The organism is Mycetocola sp., from assembly GCF_025464835.1.
Lineage (GTDB): Bacteria > Actinomycetota > Actinomycetes > Actinomycetales > Microbacteriaceae > Mycetocola_A.
Genome location: NZ_JAODMP010000100.1, coordinates 1 through 18,737 on the forward strand (window position 1 = coordinate 1; position 18,737 = coordinate 18,737).

20 protein-coding genes are annotated in these 18,737 nt (G+C 63.7%); all 20 read left to right on the forward strand.

Translation table 11 applies throughout. From position 1 onward, the window contains the following. Positions 1-401: type IV pilin protein (locus JWP90_RS12560; RefSeq protein ID WP_367182731.1), on the forward strand; the 401-nt coding region annotated here is incomplete at its 5' end. 123 nt (positions 402-524) lie between these two features. After that, a complete protein-coding gene (locus JWP90_RS12565; RefSeq protein ID WP_297364782.1) occupies positions 525-1,895 on the forward strand; it encodes a prepilin-type N-terminal cleavage/methylation domain-containing protein in 1,371 nt (456 codons plus the stop codon). After that, entirely contained in the window at positions 1,892-2,599 is a 708-nt protein-coding gene (locus JWP90_RS12570; RefSeq protein WP_297364785.1) for a hypothetical protein, read from the forward strand. The genes JWP90_RS12565 and JWP90_RS12570 overlap by 4 nt, the downstream gene beginning before the upstream one ends. A 5-nt stretch (positions 2,600-2,604) precedes the next feature. Further along, the gene (locus tag JWP90_RS12575) at positions 2,605-4,377 is read left to right on the forward strand and encodes a hypothetical protein (RefSeq protein ID WP_297364833.1); all 1,773 of its coding nucleotides are present in this window, start codon (positions 2,605-2,607) and stop codon (positions 4,375-4,377) included. After that, complete coding sequence (locus tag JWP90_RS12580; protein WP_297364788.1) at positions 4,374-5,228, forward strand: A24 family peptidase; 855 nt, start codon at positions 4,374-4,376, stop codon at positions 5,226-5,228. The genes JWP90_RS12575 and JWP90_RS12580 overlap by 4 nt, the downstream gene beginning before the upstream one ends. 24 nt (positions 5,229-5,252) lie before the next feature. After that, positions 5,253-6,302, forward strand: a complete 1,050-nt coding sequence (pilM, locus tag JWP90_RS12585; RefSeq protein ID WP_297364791.1) for a type IV pilus assembly protein PilM — start codon at positions 5,253-5,255, stop codon at positions 6,300-6,302. Beyond that, positions 6,299-7,021, forward strand: a complete 723-nt coding sequence (locus tag JWP90_RS12590; RefSeq protein ID WP_297364793.1) for a hypothetical protein — start codon at positions 6,299-6,301, stop codon at positions 7,019-7,021. The genes pilM and JWP90_RS12590 overlap by 4 nt, the downstream gene beginning before the upstream one ends. A gap of 41 nt (positions 7,022-7,062) precedes the next feature. Next, positions 7,063-7,698 carry a hypothetical protein gene (locus JWP90_RS12595; RefSeq protein ID WP_297364796.1) on the forward strand — a complete coding sequence of 212 codons (636 nt, stop codon included), beginning with the start codon at positions 7,063-7,065 and terminating at the stop codon, positions 7,696-7,698. A 331-nt stretch (positions 7,699-8,029) separates the two neighbouring features. Further along, entirely contained in the window at positions 8,030-8,857 is an 828-nt protein-coding gene (locus JWP90_RS12600) for an amino acid ABC transporter substrate-binding protein (RefSeq protein WP_297364799.1), read from the forward strand. A gap of 25 nt (positions 8,858-8,882) precedes the next feature. Continuing rightward, complete coding sequence (locus JWP90_RS12605; RefSeq protein ID WP_297364802.1) at positions 8,883-9,554, forward strand: amino acid ABC transporter permease; 672 nt, start codon at positions 8,883-8,885, stop codon at positions 9,552-9,554. Beyond that, positions 9,541-10,332, forward strand: a complete 792-nt coding sequence (locus JWP90_RS12610; RefSeq protein WP_297364805.1) for an amino acid ABC transporter ATP-binding protein — start codon at positions 9,541-9,543, stop codon at positions 10,330-10,332. Before JWP90_RS12605 ends, JWP90_RS12610 begins: the two co-directional genes overlap by 14 nt. Positions 10,333-10,453: 121 nt before the next feature. Next, a complete protein-coding gene (locus tag JWP90_RS12615) occupies positions 10,454-11,584 on the forward strand; it encodes a hypothetical protein (RefSeq protein ID WP_297364808.1) in 1,131 nt (376 codons plus the stop codon). 1 nt (position 11,585) lies between these two features. Beyond that, complete coding sequence (locus tag JWP90_RS12620) at positions 11,586-11,948, forward strand: hypothetical protein (protein ID WP_297364811.1); 363 nt, start codon at positions 11,586-11,588, stop codon at positions 11,946-11,948. A 752-nt stretch (positions 11,949-12,700) separates the two neighbouring features. Beyond that, positions 12,701-12,862: a hypothetical protein gene (locus JWP90_RS12625; protein WP_297364813.1), complete on the forward strand. Its 162-nt coding sequence runs from the start codon at positions 12,701-12,703 to the stop codon at positions 12,860-12,862. A 4-nt stretch (positions 12,863-12,866) separates the two neighbouring features. Further along, positions 12,867-13,409: a DUF6121 family protein gene (locus JWP90_RS12630; RefSeq protein WP_297364816.1), complete on the forward strand. Its 543-nt coding sequence runs from the start codon at positions 12,867-12,869 to the stop codon at positions 13,407-13,409. Positions 13,410-13,428: 19 nt separating this feature from the next. Continuing rightward, a complete protein-coding gene (locus JWP90_RS12635) occupies positions 13,429-14,067 on the forward strand; it encodes a spermidine/putrescine ABC transporter substrate-binding protein (RefSeq protein ID WP_297364820.1) in 639 nt (212 codons plus the stop codon). A 316-nt stretch (positions 14,068-14,383) separates the two neighbouring features. Continuing rightward, positions 14,384-14,758 carry a 30S ribosomal protein S12 gene (rpsL, locus tag JWP90_RS12640; protein ID WP_090712265.1) on the forward strand — a complete coding sequence of 125 codons (375 nt, stop codon included), beginning with the start codon at positions 14,384-14,386 and terminating at the stop codon, positions 14,756-14,758. Continuing rightward, the gene (gene rpsG, locus JWP90_RS12645; protein ID WP_090712268.1) at positions 14,758-15,228 is read left to right on the forward strand and encodes a 30S ribosomal protein S7; all 471 of its coding nucleotides are present in this window, start codon (positions 14,758-14,760) and stop codon (positions 15,226-15,228) included. Before rpsL ends, rpsG begins: the two co-directional genes overlap by 1 nt. A 90-nt stretch (positions 15,229-15,318) precedes the next feature. After that, positions 15,319-17,433, forward strand: a complete 2,115-nt coding sequence (fusA, locus tag JWP90_RS12650) for an elongation factor G (RefSeq protein WP_297364825.1) — start codon at positions 15,319-15,321, stop codon at positions 17,431-17,433. A gap of 140 nt (positions 17,434-17,573) precedes the next feature. Further along, the coding region (gene tuf / locus JWP90_RS12655) for an elongation factor Tu (protein WP_297364827.1) at positions 17,574-18,737 on the forward strand (1,164 nt) is incomplete at its 3' end.

Consider the following 18,737-nt stretch of genomic DNA (forward strand, 5'->3'; position numbering starts at 1 on the left):
TCGCGGCACGCTACAAGGTCATCCAGGAGAAAGAAAAGGGCTTCACCCTGATCGAGCTCCTGGTCGTCGTGATCATCATCGGCGTTCTCGCCGCGATCGCCATCCCGATCTACATCGGCGTTCAGGAAAGCGCGAAGGACAGCGCCGTCAAGTCCGACCTCACCAACGCGAAGATCGCCGTCACCGCGTTCTACACCGAGAAGAACACGATTCCGGACGCGACCGCGGACGCGGCGGCATTGCGAAAATACGGTTGGACGCAGTCGGACGAGACCGGAGTTATCTTGATCAAGGGATCCGCAGCCGACTCCTTCTGCATCGAGGCGCCGCGCAAAACAGGTGCGACGAAGGTGTTCAGTATCACCTCAGCGGGCGGTGTCAAAGAAGTCCCCTGCTCATAGGCCTACTTCCAAAGACGGGGCGTCGTCCGAAAGGCGGCGCCCCGTTCTCGACCTACCGAACCCCTAATGCATCGATATGACCCTTAGCGCATCGGCACCGCGACCGCCCGAGGAGAGGTGACCATGCGACAGATCCGATCTCGTTTCGCCGCATCAACTCGCCCTGAAGACGGACTCACTCTCGTGGAACTCGTAGTCGCCCTCATGGTTTTCGCCATCATCGCCGTCAGCGTCGCGTATTCCAGCGTCGCGGTCCTCAAAGCGTCCCGCAATTCCCAAGGTGAATCGGTTGCAGCAAACCTGGCTGCTCAGGAGATCGACCTCGCTCGTTCTGCTGGCGACGTCTTCAAGCTGGTCGACAAGCAACGCGAGGTTCCTGTCGGCGGGGTCACCTACAAGATCGTGCGGTCAACGAACTGGGTCGACAGTTCCGGCGGGGATCAGGCGTGCGGTGCCGGCGGCGGTGTCCTCCAGTACAAACGAGTGAACGTGTCAGTGACCTGGCCTGGCTCGAACGCGCCGGTGCGGGCGGACACGCTCGTAGCCCCGTCGTCGAAGATCAACGACCCGACCAAGGGAACGATCCTTGTTCGTGTGCAAGACGAGGACGGCATCGGAGTTCCCGGGATCACCGTCACCGCGGCCCCGTCCGCCGTGACGCCGAACACAGCCGAGGCCCTGACGGTGACACCGTTGCCGACCGATTCACAGGGCTGCAGCTACATCCTCAAAGTGGGCGCCGGTACCTATGACGTCACGGTGTCGAAAAGCGGCTACATCTCGAGCGAACAAAAGCACCCAGCGACTGCTGTTGCAGGAGTCGGGCCGGGCCTGAGTTCCTCCGCCGTCTTCAACTACAACACCGCGTCGAACGTCGAGATCACATACGCCTCGAATTCGACCAGCACTGTTCCGAAGCTTCCTGAACAGATGATGACGACCTTCGTCAACTCCTACGACAACTTCCAGGCGCCCCTTCCCACTCTGAGTGGATCGCTCAAGGGAAAGATCGCTCGCTATCCTTACCGTGCCGGCTACGAGATCGTCGTCGGGTCCTTCAACCCGGACGCGCCGACCTGTCTCGCTCCGGACCCGACACAGTGGCTGCCGAAGGCAGACGGTGCTTACGGCGTTCGACCGCCGCTGATCGCAACCGCTCCCGGCAGTGCTCCGTTGGTCAACGCGCCGATGGGGCTGGTCTCCGTCGCCAACGCGGGTAGCGCCGACCTGTACCTGTATGCCACAACCGCGGCCCCGCAAATTCCCGGTGAGCCGGGCTGCAGCGTTCCCCTCACATACAGCTTTGGGCAAGCGCTCAAGAACAAGACGACCACGAAATTCGCCCTGCCCTATGGGTCCTGGTCATTCACCACGAGTACTTCACCCGGCGGAACCAAGACGGCGGTGGCCGGGACGGCACTCGTCGTGACTCCTGATCAGGGAACGCTGACGGCATCCATTGTGACGCTCGACCCCCGGACGGTGATCCCGTGATCCGCATGGTGTCCCGGCTCCGGAAGGTGTCACGGGCGGGCAGCGATGCGGGTATCACCCTCGCGGAACTAATCATCGTGATGCTGCTCATGAGCCTGCTCGGGGTGGTCATCGTCACGCTCTTCACCTCGACGATGAAGGCCACGACGATGGCGACGTCCTTGAGCACGAACACCAAACAGGCGACGAACGCGATGAACGAGACGGCTCGTCTGATTCGGGCGGGAACCGCGAACCCGGTGAAAGGGAACCCGCAGTCGGATCCCGCCTTCGTCGTCGCAAAGCCCGAAGAGATCATCATGTACGCGTACGTGAACCTCAGCAACACGTCGCAGACCCCGATCATGGTCCGGCTGTACCTCGACAGCGAAAGACGACTCGTCGAGCAGCGTTGGCCCGCAACCCAGGAGACGGACGGGTACTGGAAGTTTCCACCGGCGACTCCGGCCACGGCCTCCTCCACCCGGATATTGGCCAACACCGTTGCGGCGGGCGTGCCACCGTTCAGATACCTCAACTCCGATGGCACGACCTTGAACATCACCACGCCCACGACAGGCCTCACGATCGAGCAGCGTCGCGTCGTCGCGGCCGTTACGGTGTCGCTCAAGGTTCAGCAGAGCCTCACAAACGGTTCGCTGCCTGTCGAGCTCCTCAACACCGTCGGCATCCCCAACCTCGGATTTCACCGGGAGGTCTTGTGACTCGAATGTCAGGCTGGCTGGCGCGGTGGCGCGAACGGAATGAGGACGGCGCCGCGCTTGCGACAGTTGTCATCGTGGGATTCGTCCTCCTTACGCTCGTGACCACGGGTTCGCTGGTCGCGATGAGCGGGATGCAGAAGTCGAGCACAGACGCCGACTGGAACGCTGCGATGGCTGCCGCGTACGCAGGCGTCGACGATTACCAGAGCCGCCTCGCGAACGACAACAGCTATGTCCAGTACGGAAACCCGGCGGCGAAGTTCAGTGCGGGCAGCGCTGTCGCGCTGCCCGCATCGGAGAACTCTGCGTTCGGGGTTGGAACGACGGGGACCTGGGCGACGGTTGCCGGTAGCTCGGGCGCGGCCAGTTATCGTTATGAGGTCGACAACTCGCAGTACGCGAACTCCGGCATTCTCAAGTTGCGATCGACAGGGCGGGTTGGCAAGGAGCTCCGCAGCGTCGTCGTCAACCTCAAGCAGCAGGGGTTCATCGACTTCCTCTACTTCACCGACTACGAGATCCAGGACCCGAAGTACAGCGGCAAGAATGCGACCACGTGTACGAAGTACGCTTGGGCGTCACGCCCGGCTGACTGCAGCAACATAGCTTTCGACCTCGGGGACACGACCAATGGTCCTGCCCACTCCAATGACACGATCCGGATCTGCGACGCGACGTTCAACGGCCCAGTGACGACCGCGTACAACCCCACTTCGGGACCGCGCTACGACGCGAGGAACTCGAACGGCACCGCCTGTTCCGGGCAGGATTTCGCGGTAGCAGGAGGTCCCACATACAGTCCGGTGATCGGGATGCCGCCGACGAACGCACAGATGAAAAAGGAAGTTCGGTACGATATCCCGGCCGAGGTTCCGCGCCCAGGCTGCCTCTATACGGGGCCTACGAGGATCACTTTCAACGCAGGCGGAACGATGACCGTGCGGTCGCCGCTCACGAAGGCTACTCAAATCAACGGTGCCGCCACTCCGGTCGCCAAGTCGCCGGCTCCGACCCAGTGCGGTGACCCAGCACAGTTGGCATCGGCCACAGGACAGACCATCCCTGTTCTGGATCGCAACCTGATTTTCGTTCAGAACGTCCCTGCGAGTTCGTCCGATCCCAACTTCACGTCGACGACCAAGGTGCCTACTGCGTGCAAGACGCCGACGACGTCGCAGCAACCGGAATCTCTCCCAACCAATGGACTGGGCTATCCGCTCGCGAACGAGGATCTGGGCTCGTCGTCTGTCGTCGAGTCATACAACTGCCGGTATGGCGATGTTTTCGTTGAAGGCGACATGCATGGCCTCATGAGCATCGCCGCCGAAAACTATGTCTACGTGACGGGGAACATCAAGTACGTGGATCCACAGGCCGACATGCTCGGGCTCGTGGGGAACAACGCTGTATGGGTGTGGAATCCCGTCAATTCGTCGGGGAGTTCTTTGTTGAGCTCCACATCGAAGGCTAACCGACGCATTGACGCCGCGATCCTCTCCGTCGCGCACACGTTCCAAGTGCAGAACAAGGAGAAGGGCGGCGATCGCGGAACGCTCACTGTCAACGGAGCGCTGGCTCAGAAGTTCCGTGGAATTGTCAGGTACGGCACCAACGGGTACATCAAGAATTACGTCTACGACGCACGCTTCCGATACATGGCACCACCCAAGTTCCTCTCACCCGTAACCACGACCTATGGGGTAAGCGAACTTGTGGAAGTTGCCGGTGCGCTGAACCCGGACGGATCGTGCGTGAAGAAGGCCGGGTTCTGCATATGACCGGGGAAGCACAGATCCTCGCGATCGTTGGCTCCGCCTTCGTCGGTGTCTTCGGGCTGCTCGTGGGCTCTTTCCTCAACGTTGTGATCTACCGGGTCCCCAACGGGATGTCGGTCGTCTCCCCGCCGAGCGCGTGCCCGGGCTGTGGCTCGGGCATCAAAGGATACGACAACGTCCCGGTGTTCTCCTGGTTGGCGCTTCGCGGCAAGTGCCGGTCGTGTCGCGAATCGATCTCCGCCCGATACCCGCTCGTCGAAGCGGGTGTCGGCGTGTTCTTTGCCCTCGTCGCCGTCTGGTGGTGGGCGGTCTCGACAAGCAGCATCCCGACAGGTTCGACCATTGCCGGCAACGTTCTCGCGCTGGTCGCGTTCCTGTGGCTCGCCGGCGTCAGCGTCGCGCTCGCTCTCATCGACCTCGACACGCACAAGCTTCCGAACGTGATCGTCCTGCCCAGTTACTTCGTCGGCGGCGCTTTGCTGACGACCGCCGGCATCCTCAACAACGCAGATGTCGACGCCCTGATACGCGCGGCCGTCGGGCTGACCGTGATGTGGGTCGCGTACTTCCTCATGGCGATGCTCTACCCAGGCGGTATGGGGTTCGGCGACGTCAAGCTCGCCGGCGTGCTCGGCCTCTACCTCGGCTTCGTCGGCTGGGGTGCCCTGGTCGTGGGCGCCTTCGCCGCCTTCTTCTTTGGCGGCATCTACGCCATAGCGCTCGTAATCCTGAAGAAGGCGGGCCGCAAAAGCGGAATCCCGTTCGGGCCGTGGATGCTCGTCGGCGCCTGGGCCGGCATCTTCGTCGGCAACGCACTATGGACCTCCTACCTCTCGCTGCTCGGCGTGGCATAGGTACGGGAAAGCAAGAGGAGAAACATGTCAACGAGCGTTGTGGGTATCGACATCGGCAGTGTCGCCATCCGTGCTGTCGAAGTCAAGGACCCTGACAAGGCGAAACCCACGATCTTGCGCTACTCGGAGTTGCCGTTGCCCGCCGGCGCCGTCAACCGCGGTGAAGTAGTCGAACCCAACACTGTCTCATCCGTTCTCAAACGTTTGTGGTCAACCGGTGGTTTCACATCGAAGAACGTGGTGATCGGAATGGGCAATCAGCGCGTTCTCGCCCGCGACCTGACGCTTCCGAAGATGTCGCAGGCGCGGCTCCGCGAGTCACTGCCATACCAGGTGCAGGAACTCCTGCCGGTGCCCGTGACCGAGGCGATGCTCGACTTCTACCCGGTCTCCGAGGAGTTGACCGCAGGCGGACCGGTCGTTCATGGCCTGCTCGTCGCCGCGATCAAGGAGGCGGTGCTCGGCAACGTGCGGGCCGTTGAGAAGTCGGGGCTGACGACGACCGGGGTGGACCTCATCCCGTTTGCCCTCACGCGGGTGCTCCTGCGCAACGGGAATGCCGCGGGAACAGTTGCGATCGTCGATATCGGAGCGAGTGCCACGACCGTCGTCATAGCGACAAATGGGGTGCCGCAGTTTCTCCGCATCATTCCCGCCGGCGGCGATGATTTGACGACCGCGCTCACCCAACGGCTTGAGATTGAAACAGAGCAAGCGGAAGCGCTTAAACGCGGTATCGGCCTGCGCACGCGCGTCGACGACCCGCAGCACCAGCGGCCGATGGAGATCATCAACGAGGTGACCAATGAACTGCTCAGCAGCGCGCGAAACACGCTTGACTACTTCGGCCAGTCACGGCCGGATGCCCCGGTCAAACGCATCCTCCTCACCGGCGGAGGTGCGCGTCTGAGCGGACTGCCCGACGCGCTGGCCGAATTGACCCGCGCGCCTGTCGTCGCAGCAGATCCGTTCGCCGGACTCACCGTCTCGAAATCGTTGAGAGCAGACGACCTCCGCCACAACCAGTCGGCCATCCTCGTGGCGCTGGGCCTCGCCTTGGGGAGCACAGCATGAGCAAGACGACCGAAACCCTTGTCGTCGGAGGAGCGCCGCGGGCGGACCTTCTTCCGCCCGAGATCCGGCGTGAGCACAAGGGCCGCCGCACGCGGCGGAAACTGATCTGGGGCATCCTCGGCGTCATTCTCCTCGTTCTCGTGGGAACCGGAGCAAGCTACTACCTCGCCCTGACCTCTCAATCGCAGTTGACCGCAGCGCAGGATCGGACGAACGAGCTGCTTCTCGAACAACAGAAGTACACCGAAGTGCGTGTCGTTCAGGACGAGCTGGCGGCCGTCGAAGCCGGCCAGCGCGTCGGGGCAGCCACCGAGGTCGACTGGAAAGCGTACATCGACAAGATCGAGGCCAGCCTGCCTGACAACGTGGAGATTCAGGAGGTGCGAATCGATGCGGCCTCCCCTCTCGCCGACTACGCGCAAGCCGACACTCCGCTGTTGGGCGTGCGCGTCGCCACCCTGACATTTGGAGCGTGGACGAAGGCGCTCCCCGACACGGATGCCTGGTTGGTCGCGTTGAGCGGACTGCCTGGGCACGCCGACGCCAACCCCGATTCGATCAACTTCGACGAGGAAGCTGAGCTTTACGAGACGATCGTCACCATGCACATCAACGAGCGTGCGTGGTCGGAGCGATTCGTGACCGCAGAAGAGCAGGCCGTCAAAAAGAAAGCGGCGCCTGACGCCACCTCGGAGCAGACCGCAAAGCAGGGGGATTGATCATGGATAAGACAAGAATCTGGATCCTTGCCTCCGCGATCGTGATGATCGGCATCCTCGCCCTCGGCTATTTCGTGGGCATCGACCCTCAACTGAAGGCCAAGGCCTCGACCGACGAGCAACGGGTGTCGGTCGAAGCACAGAACACCGCAACCGGGCTCACTATCGCCAAGATGAAGAAAGACTTCGAGTCAATCGAAGCTCTCAAGGCGGAACTGATCGCCCTTCGCGGTTCAATCCCGGATGCTGGTGAACTTCCGAAGTTCCTGACACAACTGGATACCGTGGCGGCAGAGAGCAACACAAAGGTCACTTCGCTGACTGTCTCCGAAGCTATTCCGTACACAGCGCCGGCAACCTCGATTGTTGTTCCTGTCGAGGAACCGGCTGGGGATGCCGATGCGGCCGCGAAGGCGCCGGGCGAGCCAGTACCGGCGGTGCCCGACGTGCCGACGACAATCACCGACCCACGGATCACGCCGGAGAACTTCGTCGCGATCCCTGTGGATGTCACGGTGGAAGGCGACAAGGTGGGGGCGCGGTTGTTCCTCGACAAGCTGCAGCATGGGACCCGCCTGTTCATGGCCACTCAGATTTCACTGATGCCGATCGATGACAAGCCGGGCATCTTTACTTCTCAGGTGACCGGGTACGTGTACGTGCTGCTGCGGAAATAGCGCTGCAACCAGCTGTTGGATCAGGCTCCCACTGTCGATCGTGAAGCGGTACGACGTGAAGCGCCTCGTGTGACATCGGCGTTCGATGAGGTGATCGCAGCGGGGGCCCCCGGCCACCGCGCCAACCGGCTCGACCGTGGTTCCTACATAGCTCGACGACGTGGCGAGAGAGGCGGGCATAAAGCCGGACGACGCCGCGTTACCCCACCCGTAACCGTGCGTCACCCAAGTTTGACTGGCTCGCCCACGGGCCTACGCTCGGTTGCTGAGGCATCCGCAGAGTCACATGGACCGGGACGCCACATCGACGTCGAAAAGGAAACACACCACCATGGCTTCACGCTCCGTCTTCTCAAGAATCGCCGCCGCCACCGTCGCGGCCGGGCTCGCCGTCACCCTGGCTGGCTGCGCCACGGCATCCGCCGGCGGAAGCGCATCGACCAAGGCCGGTGACAGCGCCCTCGAACGCGTGAAGGAAGCCGGCGTGCTCGTCGTCGGCACCGAAGGAACCTACAGGCCGTTCAGCTACCACGAAGGCGGAGCGGGGGACCTCACCGGGTACGACGTCGACGTCGTCACCGCGGTGGCAGAGAAGCTGGACCTCGACGTGACGTTCGAGGAGACCCAGTGGGACGGCATCTTCGCCGGTCTCGAAGCCGGCCGGTTCGACATCATCGCGAACCAGGTTTCGATCAACCCCGAACGTGAAGAGAAGTACACGCTCAGCAAGCCATACACGGTGTCACCCGGCGTGCTCATCGTTGCCGAGAACAACACGGACATCACGTCCCTCGAAGACCTCGCAGGCAAGACCACCGCACAGTCCAACACGAGCAACTGGTACCAGGTCGCCGAAGAAGCGGGGGCGAACGTTGAAGCAGTCGAAGGCTGGGCACAGGCCGTCGAGCTTCTCGAACAGGGTCGCATCGACGCAACAGTCAACGACAAGCTGACTTACCTCGACTACCTCAAGCAGAAGCCGGATGCCGGGATCAAGGCCGTCGCCGAGACCGAAGAGGCCTCGCTCAGCGCCTTCGCGCTGAAGAAGGGCAGCGACGACCTCGTCGATGTCATCAACGGCGCCCTCGACGAGCTTCGCGAAGAAGGAACTCTCGCTGAAATCTCCGAGAAGTATTTCGGCACAGACGTGAGCAAGTAGCAGCGGCACCTGCGATACTGCCCTCATGGTCTCCGACGCCGCATGGGAGCTCTTTTGGAGTTCGCTGTGGCCGCTCGTGTCCGGGGCGATCACCGGCACGATCCCCCTTGCCCTGATCTCCTTCGCGCTCGGACTCGTACTGGCGCTCTTCGTGGCTCTGATGCGGCTCTCGCGCAACAAGGTTCTCTCATCGATCGCGCGCGGCTACATCTCGGTGATCCGCGGCACGCCACTGCTCGTCCAGCTGTTCATCATCTTCTACGGGCTGCCGTCGCTCGGCCTGACGATCAACCCGTGGCCGAGCGCCATCATCGCGTTCTCGCTCAACGTCGGCGGGTACGCGGCCGAAGTGATTCGGGCCGCGATTCTTTCCGTGCACAAGGGGCAGTGGGAGGCGGCGTACACGATCGGGATGTCCAGGGCGCGTGCCCTCCGCCGGATCATCCTGCCGCAGGCCGCCCGCGTCTCCGTGCCTCCGCTGTCGAACACCTTCATCAGCCTCGTCAAGGACACCTCGCTGGCGTCGGTGATCCTCGTCACCGAGATGTTCCGCGTGGCACAACGGATCGCGGCGTTCAGCCAGGAATTCATGCTCGTCTACATCCAGGCTGCCCTCATCTACTGGGTGATCTGCCTCGTGCTGTCGTCCGGCCAGAGCGTTCTTGAGAAGAGGTTGGATCGTTATGTCGCCCAGTGACCCCGCGCCGGCAGAGGACCCAGACGTCCTCCTCACCGTCACCGGTCTGCACAAGGCGTTCGGCAGACACGACGTCCTTCGTGGCATCGATCTCTCCGTCCGTCGGGGTAAAGTGCTCGTGCTGATCGGCCCGTCAGGATCCGGAAAGACCACTGTTCTTCGCTCGATCAACGGCCTCGAGATTCCCGATGCCGGCGTCGTCACCGCGCCGGACGGCATCCGCGTCGATTACTCTGCGAACCCGCCGAGGAAGGACATCCTGGCGATGCGGGACCGCACCGCCATGGTGTTCCAGCACAACAATCTGTTCCCCCACATGACCGTGCTCGAAAACATCATTGAGGGGCCGGTGCAGGTGAAGGGAATCGGCAAGGCGGCGGCGACCGCGGATGCCGTCGCCCTGCTCGACCGGGTGGGTCTCGCCGAGAAGCGCGACGTCTACCCCTTCCAGCTCTCCGGCGGTCAGGCGCAGCGCGTCGGCATCGTGCGCGCTCTCGCACTCAAACCCCAACTCCTCCTCTTCGATGAGCCGACCAGCGCCCTTGACCCCGAGCTCGTCGGCGAAGTGCTCGCCGTGATGAAGGAACTTGCCGATGAAGGCTGGACCATGGTCGTCGTCACCCACGAAATCGCGTTCGCTCGCCAGGTTGCCGACGAAATCCTCTTCATGGACGACGGGGTCATCGTCGAACGCGGCACACCCCGGGAAATCTTCACCGCTCCGAAACAGGAACGCACGAAACAGTTCCTGCACCGCATCCTCTCCCCGCTCGACTGACGGCACCGCTCGACTGACCTGAACTGGCTCGACGAACCGCGCGGTTCCGCGGAAATGCACAGCCACGCCGGTAAAGTGACTCTCACAGGGCACAGGTCCCTGATCGACGAGGAGTGTCACCATGAGCAACACCACCCCCGATTTCAGCGACGCGAATCGCGACGGTACCGAGCCGTCGGCCGGTTCAGCGCCAGCCGCGAACGAGGACGCTCCCCGTGAGCAGGACACCATCCGCGAAACCCGCGAATACGACGCCCCCCTCACACCGGCGGTTCCTGCCGACCAGGACCCCGCCCGCCACGATGAGTCCGCTCCGGATGCCGCCGCGCCGCTCTCCGAAGAGTTCGACCCCGACGCCTTCCGCGACTCCCTGCCCGTACCCGCACCCGCACCCGCGCCCGCGCCCGCGACTGCCGCTGAACCCGCCGCAGTCGAGCACGACCGCACGAGCGAGGAAGCGGAACCGATCGCGCCCGCGCACTCCCACACGCCAGAAGTCGCAGACCACGCCTACGCCGAGACGGCGGACACCCACGTGCTCTCCTCGTCCGAGCCCACCGTTCTCACCCAGGCGGACCTGCACGCCGACCGGGTGCGTACCGAAGAAGCCGCGGCCGCGGACACGGTCTACACCGACGCCACCGCGCCCGTGGTCCCCGCTCCGGTGCACGTACCAGCCGAGCAAGAGCCGGCCCCGGCCCCGATGCGCCAGCCGGTCTACGTCCAGGCCCCGAGCGAACCCAAGCCCAAAGGCAACCGCGGTTTCGGCATCCTCGTCTCCCTGCTTGCCACCGTCGTGTTCGCGGTGCTCTACGCCGCGGCGCTCGCCGCGTTGCTCGTCATCACCAATGACTCCTTCAACACCATGACCCAGGTTCTCGTGAGGGCCCCGTTCTGGGTCCCCGTCATCTTCTTCTTCCTCGGTATGGCCCTGCTGGCCTCCGTGGTCAACCGCGGCGGGTGGTGGGCGTACGTTCTCGGCGGCTTCGTCGTCGCAGCGATCGTCTACGGTTCCTACCTCGGTGGCCTCCTGATCGAGCAGGCCGCGAACATCAGCCCGAGCGAAGTCGGCGGCGCTGTCCTGAGCGCGCTGCTCTCGCCGGCAGCGGTCATCGCCTTCATCATCGCCCGTGAGGTGCCGATCTGGTTCGGCGCCTGGGTCGCCTCCCGCGGCCGCAAGGTCAAGGAGCGCAATCTCGAAGCGAAGCGGGAATACGAGCGGATCCTCGACCAGGGTCCCGTCGTCTCCTGACGTGGCGCGGGTCCCGCGAAGGCTGCGGGCCGCGCTACTCGCGACGCTCGGGCTCGCTCTCGGCCTCGCCTGCGGCGCCGTCTGGCCGGTCGTGGCGTTCGCCGGTCCGGATGCCTCCGGCTGGCTCGCCGGTGCCATGATCGCGACGGCGACGGCGACGGCGACGGCGACGGCGACGGCCGGCGTCCTCGCCGTCCTGTTTCGCCTGACCCGCGAAGCATCCGCGGTCGGGATCCTCGTGCCGGCCGTCGCTGCGTGCACCGGCTTCCTCGTCGCCGGGGGAGCGCTGCACGGACTCGGTGGCGGGAACCCGCTGGCTGGTCCTCTCTCCGGGTTGTCCCAGTTCGGCTACCCGGGCATCTGAGCCGTCGTTGCGCTCAGCCTTGCCGCGGCGGCAGCGTTCCGGACGGGGACTTCTCCACAGCGCGGCAGGCGCGGCCGGTAGGTGAGGAGACCTCACCGGGCCCGGTCGCTCGGCTACCCGGCTCTCGTCGTGATGGGCTTCGCACCGAAAAACGTCGGGGAGGGCGAAACGGTCACGGTGACGGGCGACCACGTCACCGGGTGGGTCGAAGTGCCCCTCCAGGGTGTCGGGTGGGCCAGCTTCTCTCCCACCCCGGACGGAAATCCCCCAGGGCCAGAACCCGACGCCCCAGAGCGAACCTCAACCCCAGGTCAGGCAACCGCCTCGGGCAGAGAAACAGGATGACGACCTGCTCGCAGAGGTCGACATCAACGACAGCGAAGACGAGGAGTCTTCGCTCGTGATCGCCGCCATCAAGAAACGGCGGATGCGAGGCGGCAGGGGTCGCCGGACGTCGGGATCGACGAGTTGTGGCAGGCGACGGAGAAGTCCACTGCCGTCGCGGCGTCGGCGATAGGCTGGTGGCGCCGGCGGCTGAGCCGGTTCCGGGTGCACTCCGGACGTCCAGTGACGGACCGCTCACGGCGCCCGGCCGCGGCAGGCGACCCGGGCAGACGGGCCAAGGGAAAAACGGCGGAGTGAGAAAAATGAGCGGCGACAACCTGAACGAATGGAACGGCTACGAGGTTCCACCCGGGCCGCCCCTGCCTGCGCCCGCAACCGATTCTGGGTCTCCGGTGCGGGAAATCGGCATGCCCCCCGGTATGGAGCCGGCGCTCGACACGATGCCGTCCTCCCATCACGGCATCCCGGTGCCCGTCGCCCGGCCTGAGTTCGGCGTCGCCCCCACACCGTTCAGCCCTCAACCGGAGACCGCGGCCGGCACCTACCGGGTGCAGGTCGTCGCCGACTGAGCCGATGTCCATCCCGAACCCGAGTGACGGTGCGCCTGGCCGACCGGCATCCTTCCCGTACACCCTCGCGATTTTCGCCACCGTTCTCTACTTTGCGCTCGTCGTCTGCGCGTTCGGGTTCGTGAGCCTGCTGACAGACACCGACGTCGTTTCCCAGGCGGATGCCGGTCCTCTCGTCGGTCCGATCGCCACCGGTTCCGCCGTGGTGGCCGTTTTGCTGTACCTGCTGGGGATCGGGCGGCGCTACGAACGAGACCTCCACGAGGCCGTCGCCGCTTCCATCGGAGATCCAGTGAGGCTCCCACTCGGCCGAGCGGTCCTGGTCGGCATCGTCAGTTACGTGGTCTACGTGTTCGCCGGTGCTTTCGCCTATTCGATCGTCACCGCCGAGGTCTTCTCCATCGTTCTCTTCGCCGCCGGCTCCGCCCTGAGCGGCTTCGCGATCGCCGTCGGGACGCTCGCCGCCACCATCTCAGTGGCATACATGCTCGTCCTCGGCAGCGGGGGAGAACATCCGGCGCGTCCGTTATGGCCGTGGGAGCGCTAGGTCGAGTACTCTCGGAGTCATGGACCGGTCGCTCGACACGCGAGTGAGCCAGGCAGTCGACGCGTGGCTGCGCTGGTTGCCGCGCTGGCAACCGTCGACCCACCGTGGACGCACTCGCCTCTGCCGTCGCTGTTTTGGATCGCCGATCATGGCCGCCGTGGGGCTCGACCACGACGTCCCCCACGCCGTCCAGCACGGGCTCTCCACCCGGGTCAAGTCCATCGTCGACGACATCGTCGACGATTACACCCAGCGCAATCTCCCGCTGCTGCAGCGCGAACTCCATGAAGCTGAACTCCGTCGCGCGCGCCAGTACCGCCCCGAGCGCGGCCTCGAACCGGAATACGACGGTCTCCCCGTCGATCCGGACCCCATCCCGGGAGAGCCGTACCTGTTCACGCTCGCCGGGCTCGCGGGGGAGGAGCCCGCAGACGACGAAGAATTGCCCGTGCCGCTCACCGACGACGAGAAGGCAGCCCTTCGCACCGAGATCCGTCTCGCCGACGAATGTGCCATTCACGCCGGAAAGCTCGTCTGTATTTCGATCGAATCCCATCGTGAGCGGATACAGGCAGCCGTCGCCCAGTACGTCGAACCCCAGATCGAGGCGTTGCTCGCCGACCTGACCCTGGAGCTGGATTCGCCACCATCCTGGTGACCCGGCGGCAACCGCCCCGTCCGTGCGCGCGACACCGCCCCGGACGGCCCCCGCCATTTGACCGAGACACCCCTGGCGGCTAGAATTTCTGAGGTGTGTGCTTTGTCACGCTTCTGAACCGTCCCTTCGGGTGCCGAAAGAAGCTCGAGAACTCGCACCGATCAGGGTCGGATAGCTCATGCGCCGGCCCCCACGGCATACCCACCAATCCAGCAACGCTCTTCTGCGATGCCGGTGGGTCCAAACGAACTCGCCTCGCGCGAATGCTAGCAAACACATTGCAGCTGTCACCGTGCAGCAAATACAAGGAGAAGTAGTGCCAACCATTCAGCAGTTGGTCCGCAAGGGTCGCACGCCGAAGGTCGTCAAGACCAAGGCCCCCGCCCTGAAGGCCAACCCCCAGCAGCGTGGCGTATGCACCCGTGTGTACACCACCACCCCGAAGAAGCCGAACTCGGCGATGCGCAAGGTCGCTCGTGTGAAGCTCTCCAACGGCACCGAGGTCACCGCCTACATCCCAGGTGAAGGCCACAACCTCCAGGAGCACTCGATGGTCCTCGTCCGTGGCGGACGTGTGAAGGACCTCCCGGGTGTTCGTTACAAGATCATCCGCGGCGCACTCGACACGCAGGCCGTGAAGAACCGCAAACAGGCTCGCAGCCGTTACGGCGCAAAGATGGAGAAGAAGTAATGCCTCGTAAGGGACCAGCACCAAAGCGCCCCGTCGTCGCAGACCCCGTCTACGGCGCACCGATCGTCAGCCAGCTCGTCAACAAGATCCTTGTCGACGGCAAGAAGGGCCTCGCCGAGCGCATTGTCTACAACGCGCTCGAGGGCGTCTCTTCGAAGAACGGCCAGGACGCCGTCGTCACGCTCAAGAAGGCGCTCGACAACGTCCGCCCCACTCTTGAGGTCCGGTCACGCCGCGTCGGCGGCTCGACCTACCAGGTGCCGATCGAAGTCAAGCCGCACCGTGCGAACACTCTCGCGCTCCGTTGGCTCACCACCTATGCCAAGGGCCGTCGCGAAAAGACGATGACCGAGCGTCTCACCAACGAGATCCTCGACGCGTCGAACGGCCTCGGTGCCGCGGTCAAGCGCCGCGAAGACACCCACAAGATGGCCGAGTCGAACAAGGCCTTCGCGCACTACCGCTGGTAGCCGTGAGTGGATGCCCCGGCGCGTATCCCGCGCCGGGGCATCCGCCCCGCCTGTTCGACCCATCCACATTCAACTTCCTGGAGGAACCCAGTGGCACTTGACGTGCTCACCGACCTGAACAAGGTCCGCAACATCGGCATCATGGCCCACATCGATGCCGGTAAAACAACAACCACAGAGCGCATCCTGTTCTACACCGGTGTCAACCACAAGATCGGTGAGACCCACGATGGTGCCTCCACGATGGACTGGATGGAGCAGGAGCAGGAGCGTGGCATCACGATCACCTCTGCGGCGACCACCTGTTTCTGGGACAACAACCAGATCAACATCATCGACACCCCCGGTCACGTGGACTTCACCGTCGAGGTGGAGCGATCGCTCCGCGTGCTCGACGGCGCCGTTGCTGTGTTCGACGGCAAGGAGGGCGTTGAGCCCCAGTCCGAGACCGTCTGGCGCCAGGCCGACAAGTACGACGTCCCCCGCATTTGCTTCGTCAACAAGATGGACAAGCTCGGCGCCGACTTCTACTTCACCGTCGACACCATCATCAAGCGCCTCGGCGCCAAGCCCCTTGTCATCCAGCTGCCCATCGGCGCTGAGAGCGACTTCGAGGGCGTCGTCGACCTCGTCGAGATGCGTGCGCTGACCTGGCGCGGTGACTCGAAGGGTGACGTCGAGATGGGCGCCAAGTACGCCATCGAAGAGATCCCCGCCGACCTCGTCGAGAAGGCTGCTGAGTACCGCAAGCTCCTCCTCGAGACCGTCGCCGAGACCGATGACGCACTGCTCGAGAAGTACTTCGGTGGCGAAGAGCTGACCGTCGCCGAGATCAAGGGCGCGATCCGCAAGCTCACCGTCAACAGCGAGATCTACCCGGTCCTCTGTGGTTCGGCGTTCAAGAACCGCGGAGTCCAGCCGATGCTCGATGCCGTGATCGACTACCTGCCGAACCCGCTCGACGTGCCGGCAACTGAGGCACGCGACCCGCGCGACGAAGAGAAGATCATCCTGCGTCACCCGGACGCCGCCGAGCCGTTCGCAGCGCTGGCCTTCAAGGTCGCCGTCCACCCGTTCTTCGGTCGTCTCACCTACGTGCGTGTCTACTCCGGCCGGCTCGACTCCGGCGCCCAGGTCATCAACTCGACCAAGGGCAAGAAGGAGCGCATCGGCAAGATCTTCCAGATGCACGCCAACAAGGAAAACCCCGTTGACTTCGTGACGGCAGGTCACATTTACGCGGTGATCGGCCTCAAGGACACCACAACCGGTGACACCCTCTGTGACCCGAACGAGCAGGTCGTGCTCGAGTCGATGACTTTCCCTGAGCCCGTCATCTCGGTCGCTATCGAGCCGAAGACGAAGCAGGACCAGGAAAAGCTCGGCACCGCGATCCAGAAGCTCGCAGAAGAGGACCCGACGTTCCGCGTTGAGCAGAACCAGGAGACCGGCCAGACCGTCATCCACGGTATGGGCGAACTCCACCTCGACATCCTCGTCGACCGGATGAAGCGCGAATTCAAGGTTGAGGCGAACGTGGGCAAGCCCCAGGTCGCCTACCGCGAGACGATCCGCCGTGCGGTTCCGAAGCACGACTACACCCACAAGAAGCAGACGGGTGGATCCGGCCAGTTCGCGAAGATCCAGTTCGGCCTCGAGCCGCTGGAACTCACCGCTGAAAAGACATACGAGTTCGACAACAAGGTCACCGGTGGTCGTATCCCTCGCGAATACATCCCCTCCATCGATGCTGGATTCCAGGACGCACTCCAGGTCGGAATCCTCGCCGGATACCCGCTCGTCGGTGTAAAGGCGATCTTGCTCGACGGAGCAGCCCACGATGTTGACTCGTCCGAAATGGCGTTCAAGATCGCAGGATCGATGGGCTTCAAAGAGGCCGCACGCAAGGCTGACCCGGTTCTCCTCGAGCCGCTCATGGCCGTCGAGGTGCGTACCCCCGAGGAGTACATGGGCGACGTCATCGGCGACATCAACTCTCGCCGCGGGCAGATCCAGTCGATGGAAGACGCTTCCGGCGTCAAGGTGATCGCCGCCAAGGTGCCGCTTTCGGAGATGTTCGGTTACATCGGTGACCTGAGGAGCAAAACCTCAGGCCGCGCCGTGTACTCGATGACATTCGAAAGCTACGCGGAAGTTCCGAAGGCCGTGGCCGAGGAGATCATCCAGAAGAGCAAGGGCGAGTAATCGCCCTGTGGCGGGGGAGGGCCTGAGCCTCTCTGTGCAATCCCCCGTCGCAACCTAGTAACATAAATACACAAATCCCCGTAGCAATCCGGTCGCAAACCAGTGCCCGGCTTCCTACATCAGTCCTGAGGAGGACCATAGTGGCTAAGGCCAAGTTCGAGCGGACCAAGCCGCACGTAAACATCGGTACGATCGGTCACGTCGACCACGGCAAGACCACCCTTACCGCCGCCATCTCCAAGGTGCTTGCTGACAAGTTCCCTTCGAAGACGAACGTTCAGCGCGACTTCGCGACGATCGACTCGGCTCCGGAAGAGCGCCAGCGCGGTATCACGATCAACATCTCGCACGTCGAGTACGAGACGCCTGCGCGTCACTACGCTCACGTTGACGCACCCGGCCACGCCGACTACATCAAGAACATGATCACCGGTGCTGCCCAGATGGACGGCGCGATCCTCGTGGTTGCCGCTACCGACGGCCCGATGGCGCAGACCCGCGAGCACGTTCTGCTCGCCAAGCAGGTCGGCGTTCCGTACCTGCTCGTTGCGCTCAACAAGTCCGACATGGTCGACGACGAAGAGATCCTTGAGCTCGTCGAGCTCGAGGTTCGCGAGCTGCTCTCCAGCCAGGGCTTCGACGGCGACAACGCTCCCGTCGTTCGCGTCTCCGGCCTCAAGGCTCTTGAGGGCGACGAGAAGTGGACCGCCTCCATCCTCGAGCTCATGGAAGCCGTGGACAACAGCGTTCCGGACCCGGTGCGCGACAAGGACAAGCCGTTCCTCATGCCGATCGAGGACGTTTTCACGATCACCGGTCGTGGAACGGTCGTCACCGGTCGCGCCGAGCGTGGAACCCTCCCGATCAACTCCGAGGTCGAGATCGTCGGCATCCGCCCGACGCAGAAGACCATCGTCACGGGTATCGAGATGTTCCACAAGCAGCTCGACGAAGCATGGGCCGGCGAGAACTGTGGCCTCCTGCTCCGTGGAACGAAGCGTGAAGATGTCGAGCGCGGCCAGGTTGTTGTCAAGCCCGGCTCCGTTACGCCTCACACGAACTTCGAGGGAACCGCGTACATCCTGTCAAAGGAAGAGGGCGGCCGTCACAACCCGTTCTACGCGAACTACCGCCCGCAGTTCTACTTCCGCACCACCGACGTCACCGGCGTCATCACGCTGCCCGAGGGCACCGAGATGGTCATGCCGGGCGACACCACCGACATGACGGTTCAGCTGATCCAGCCGATCGCCATGGAGGAGGGCCTCAGCTTCGCGATCCGCGAGGGTGGCCGCACCGTCGGC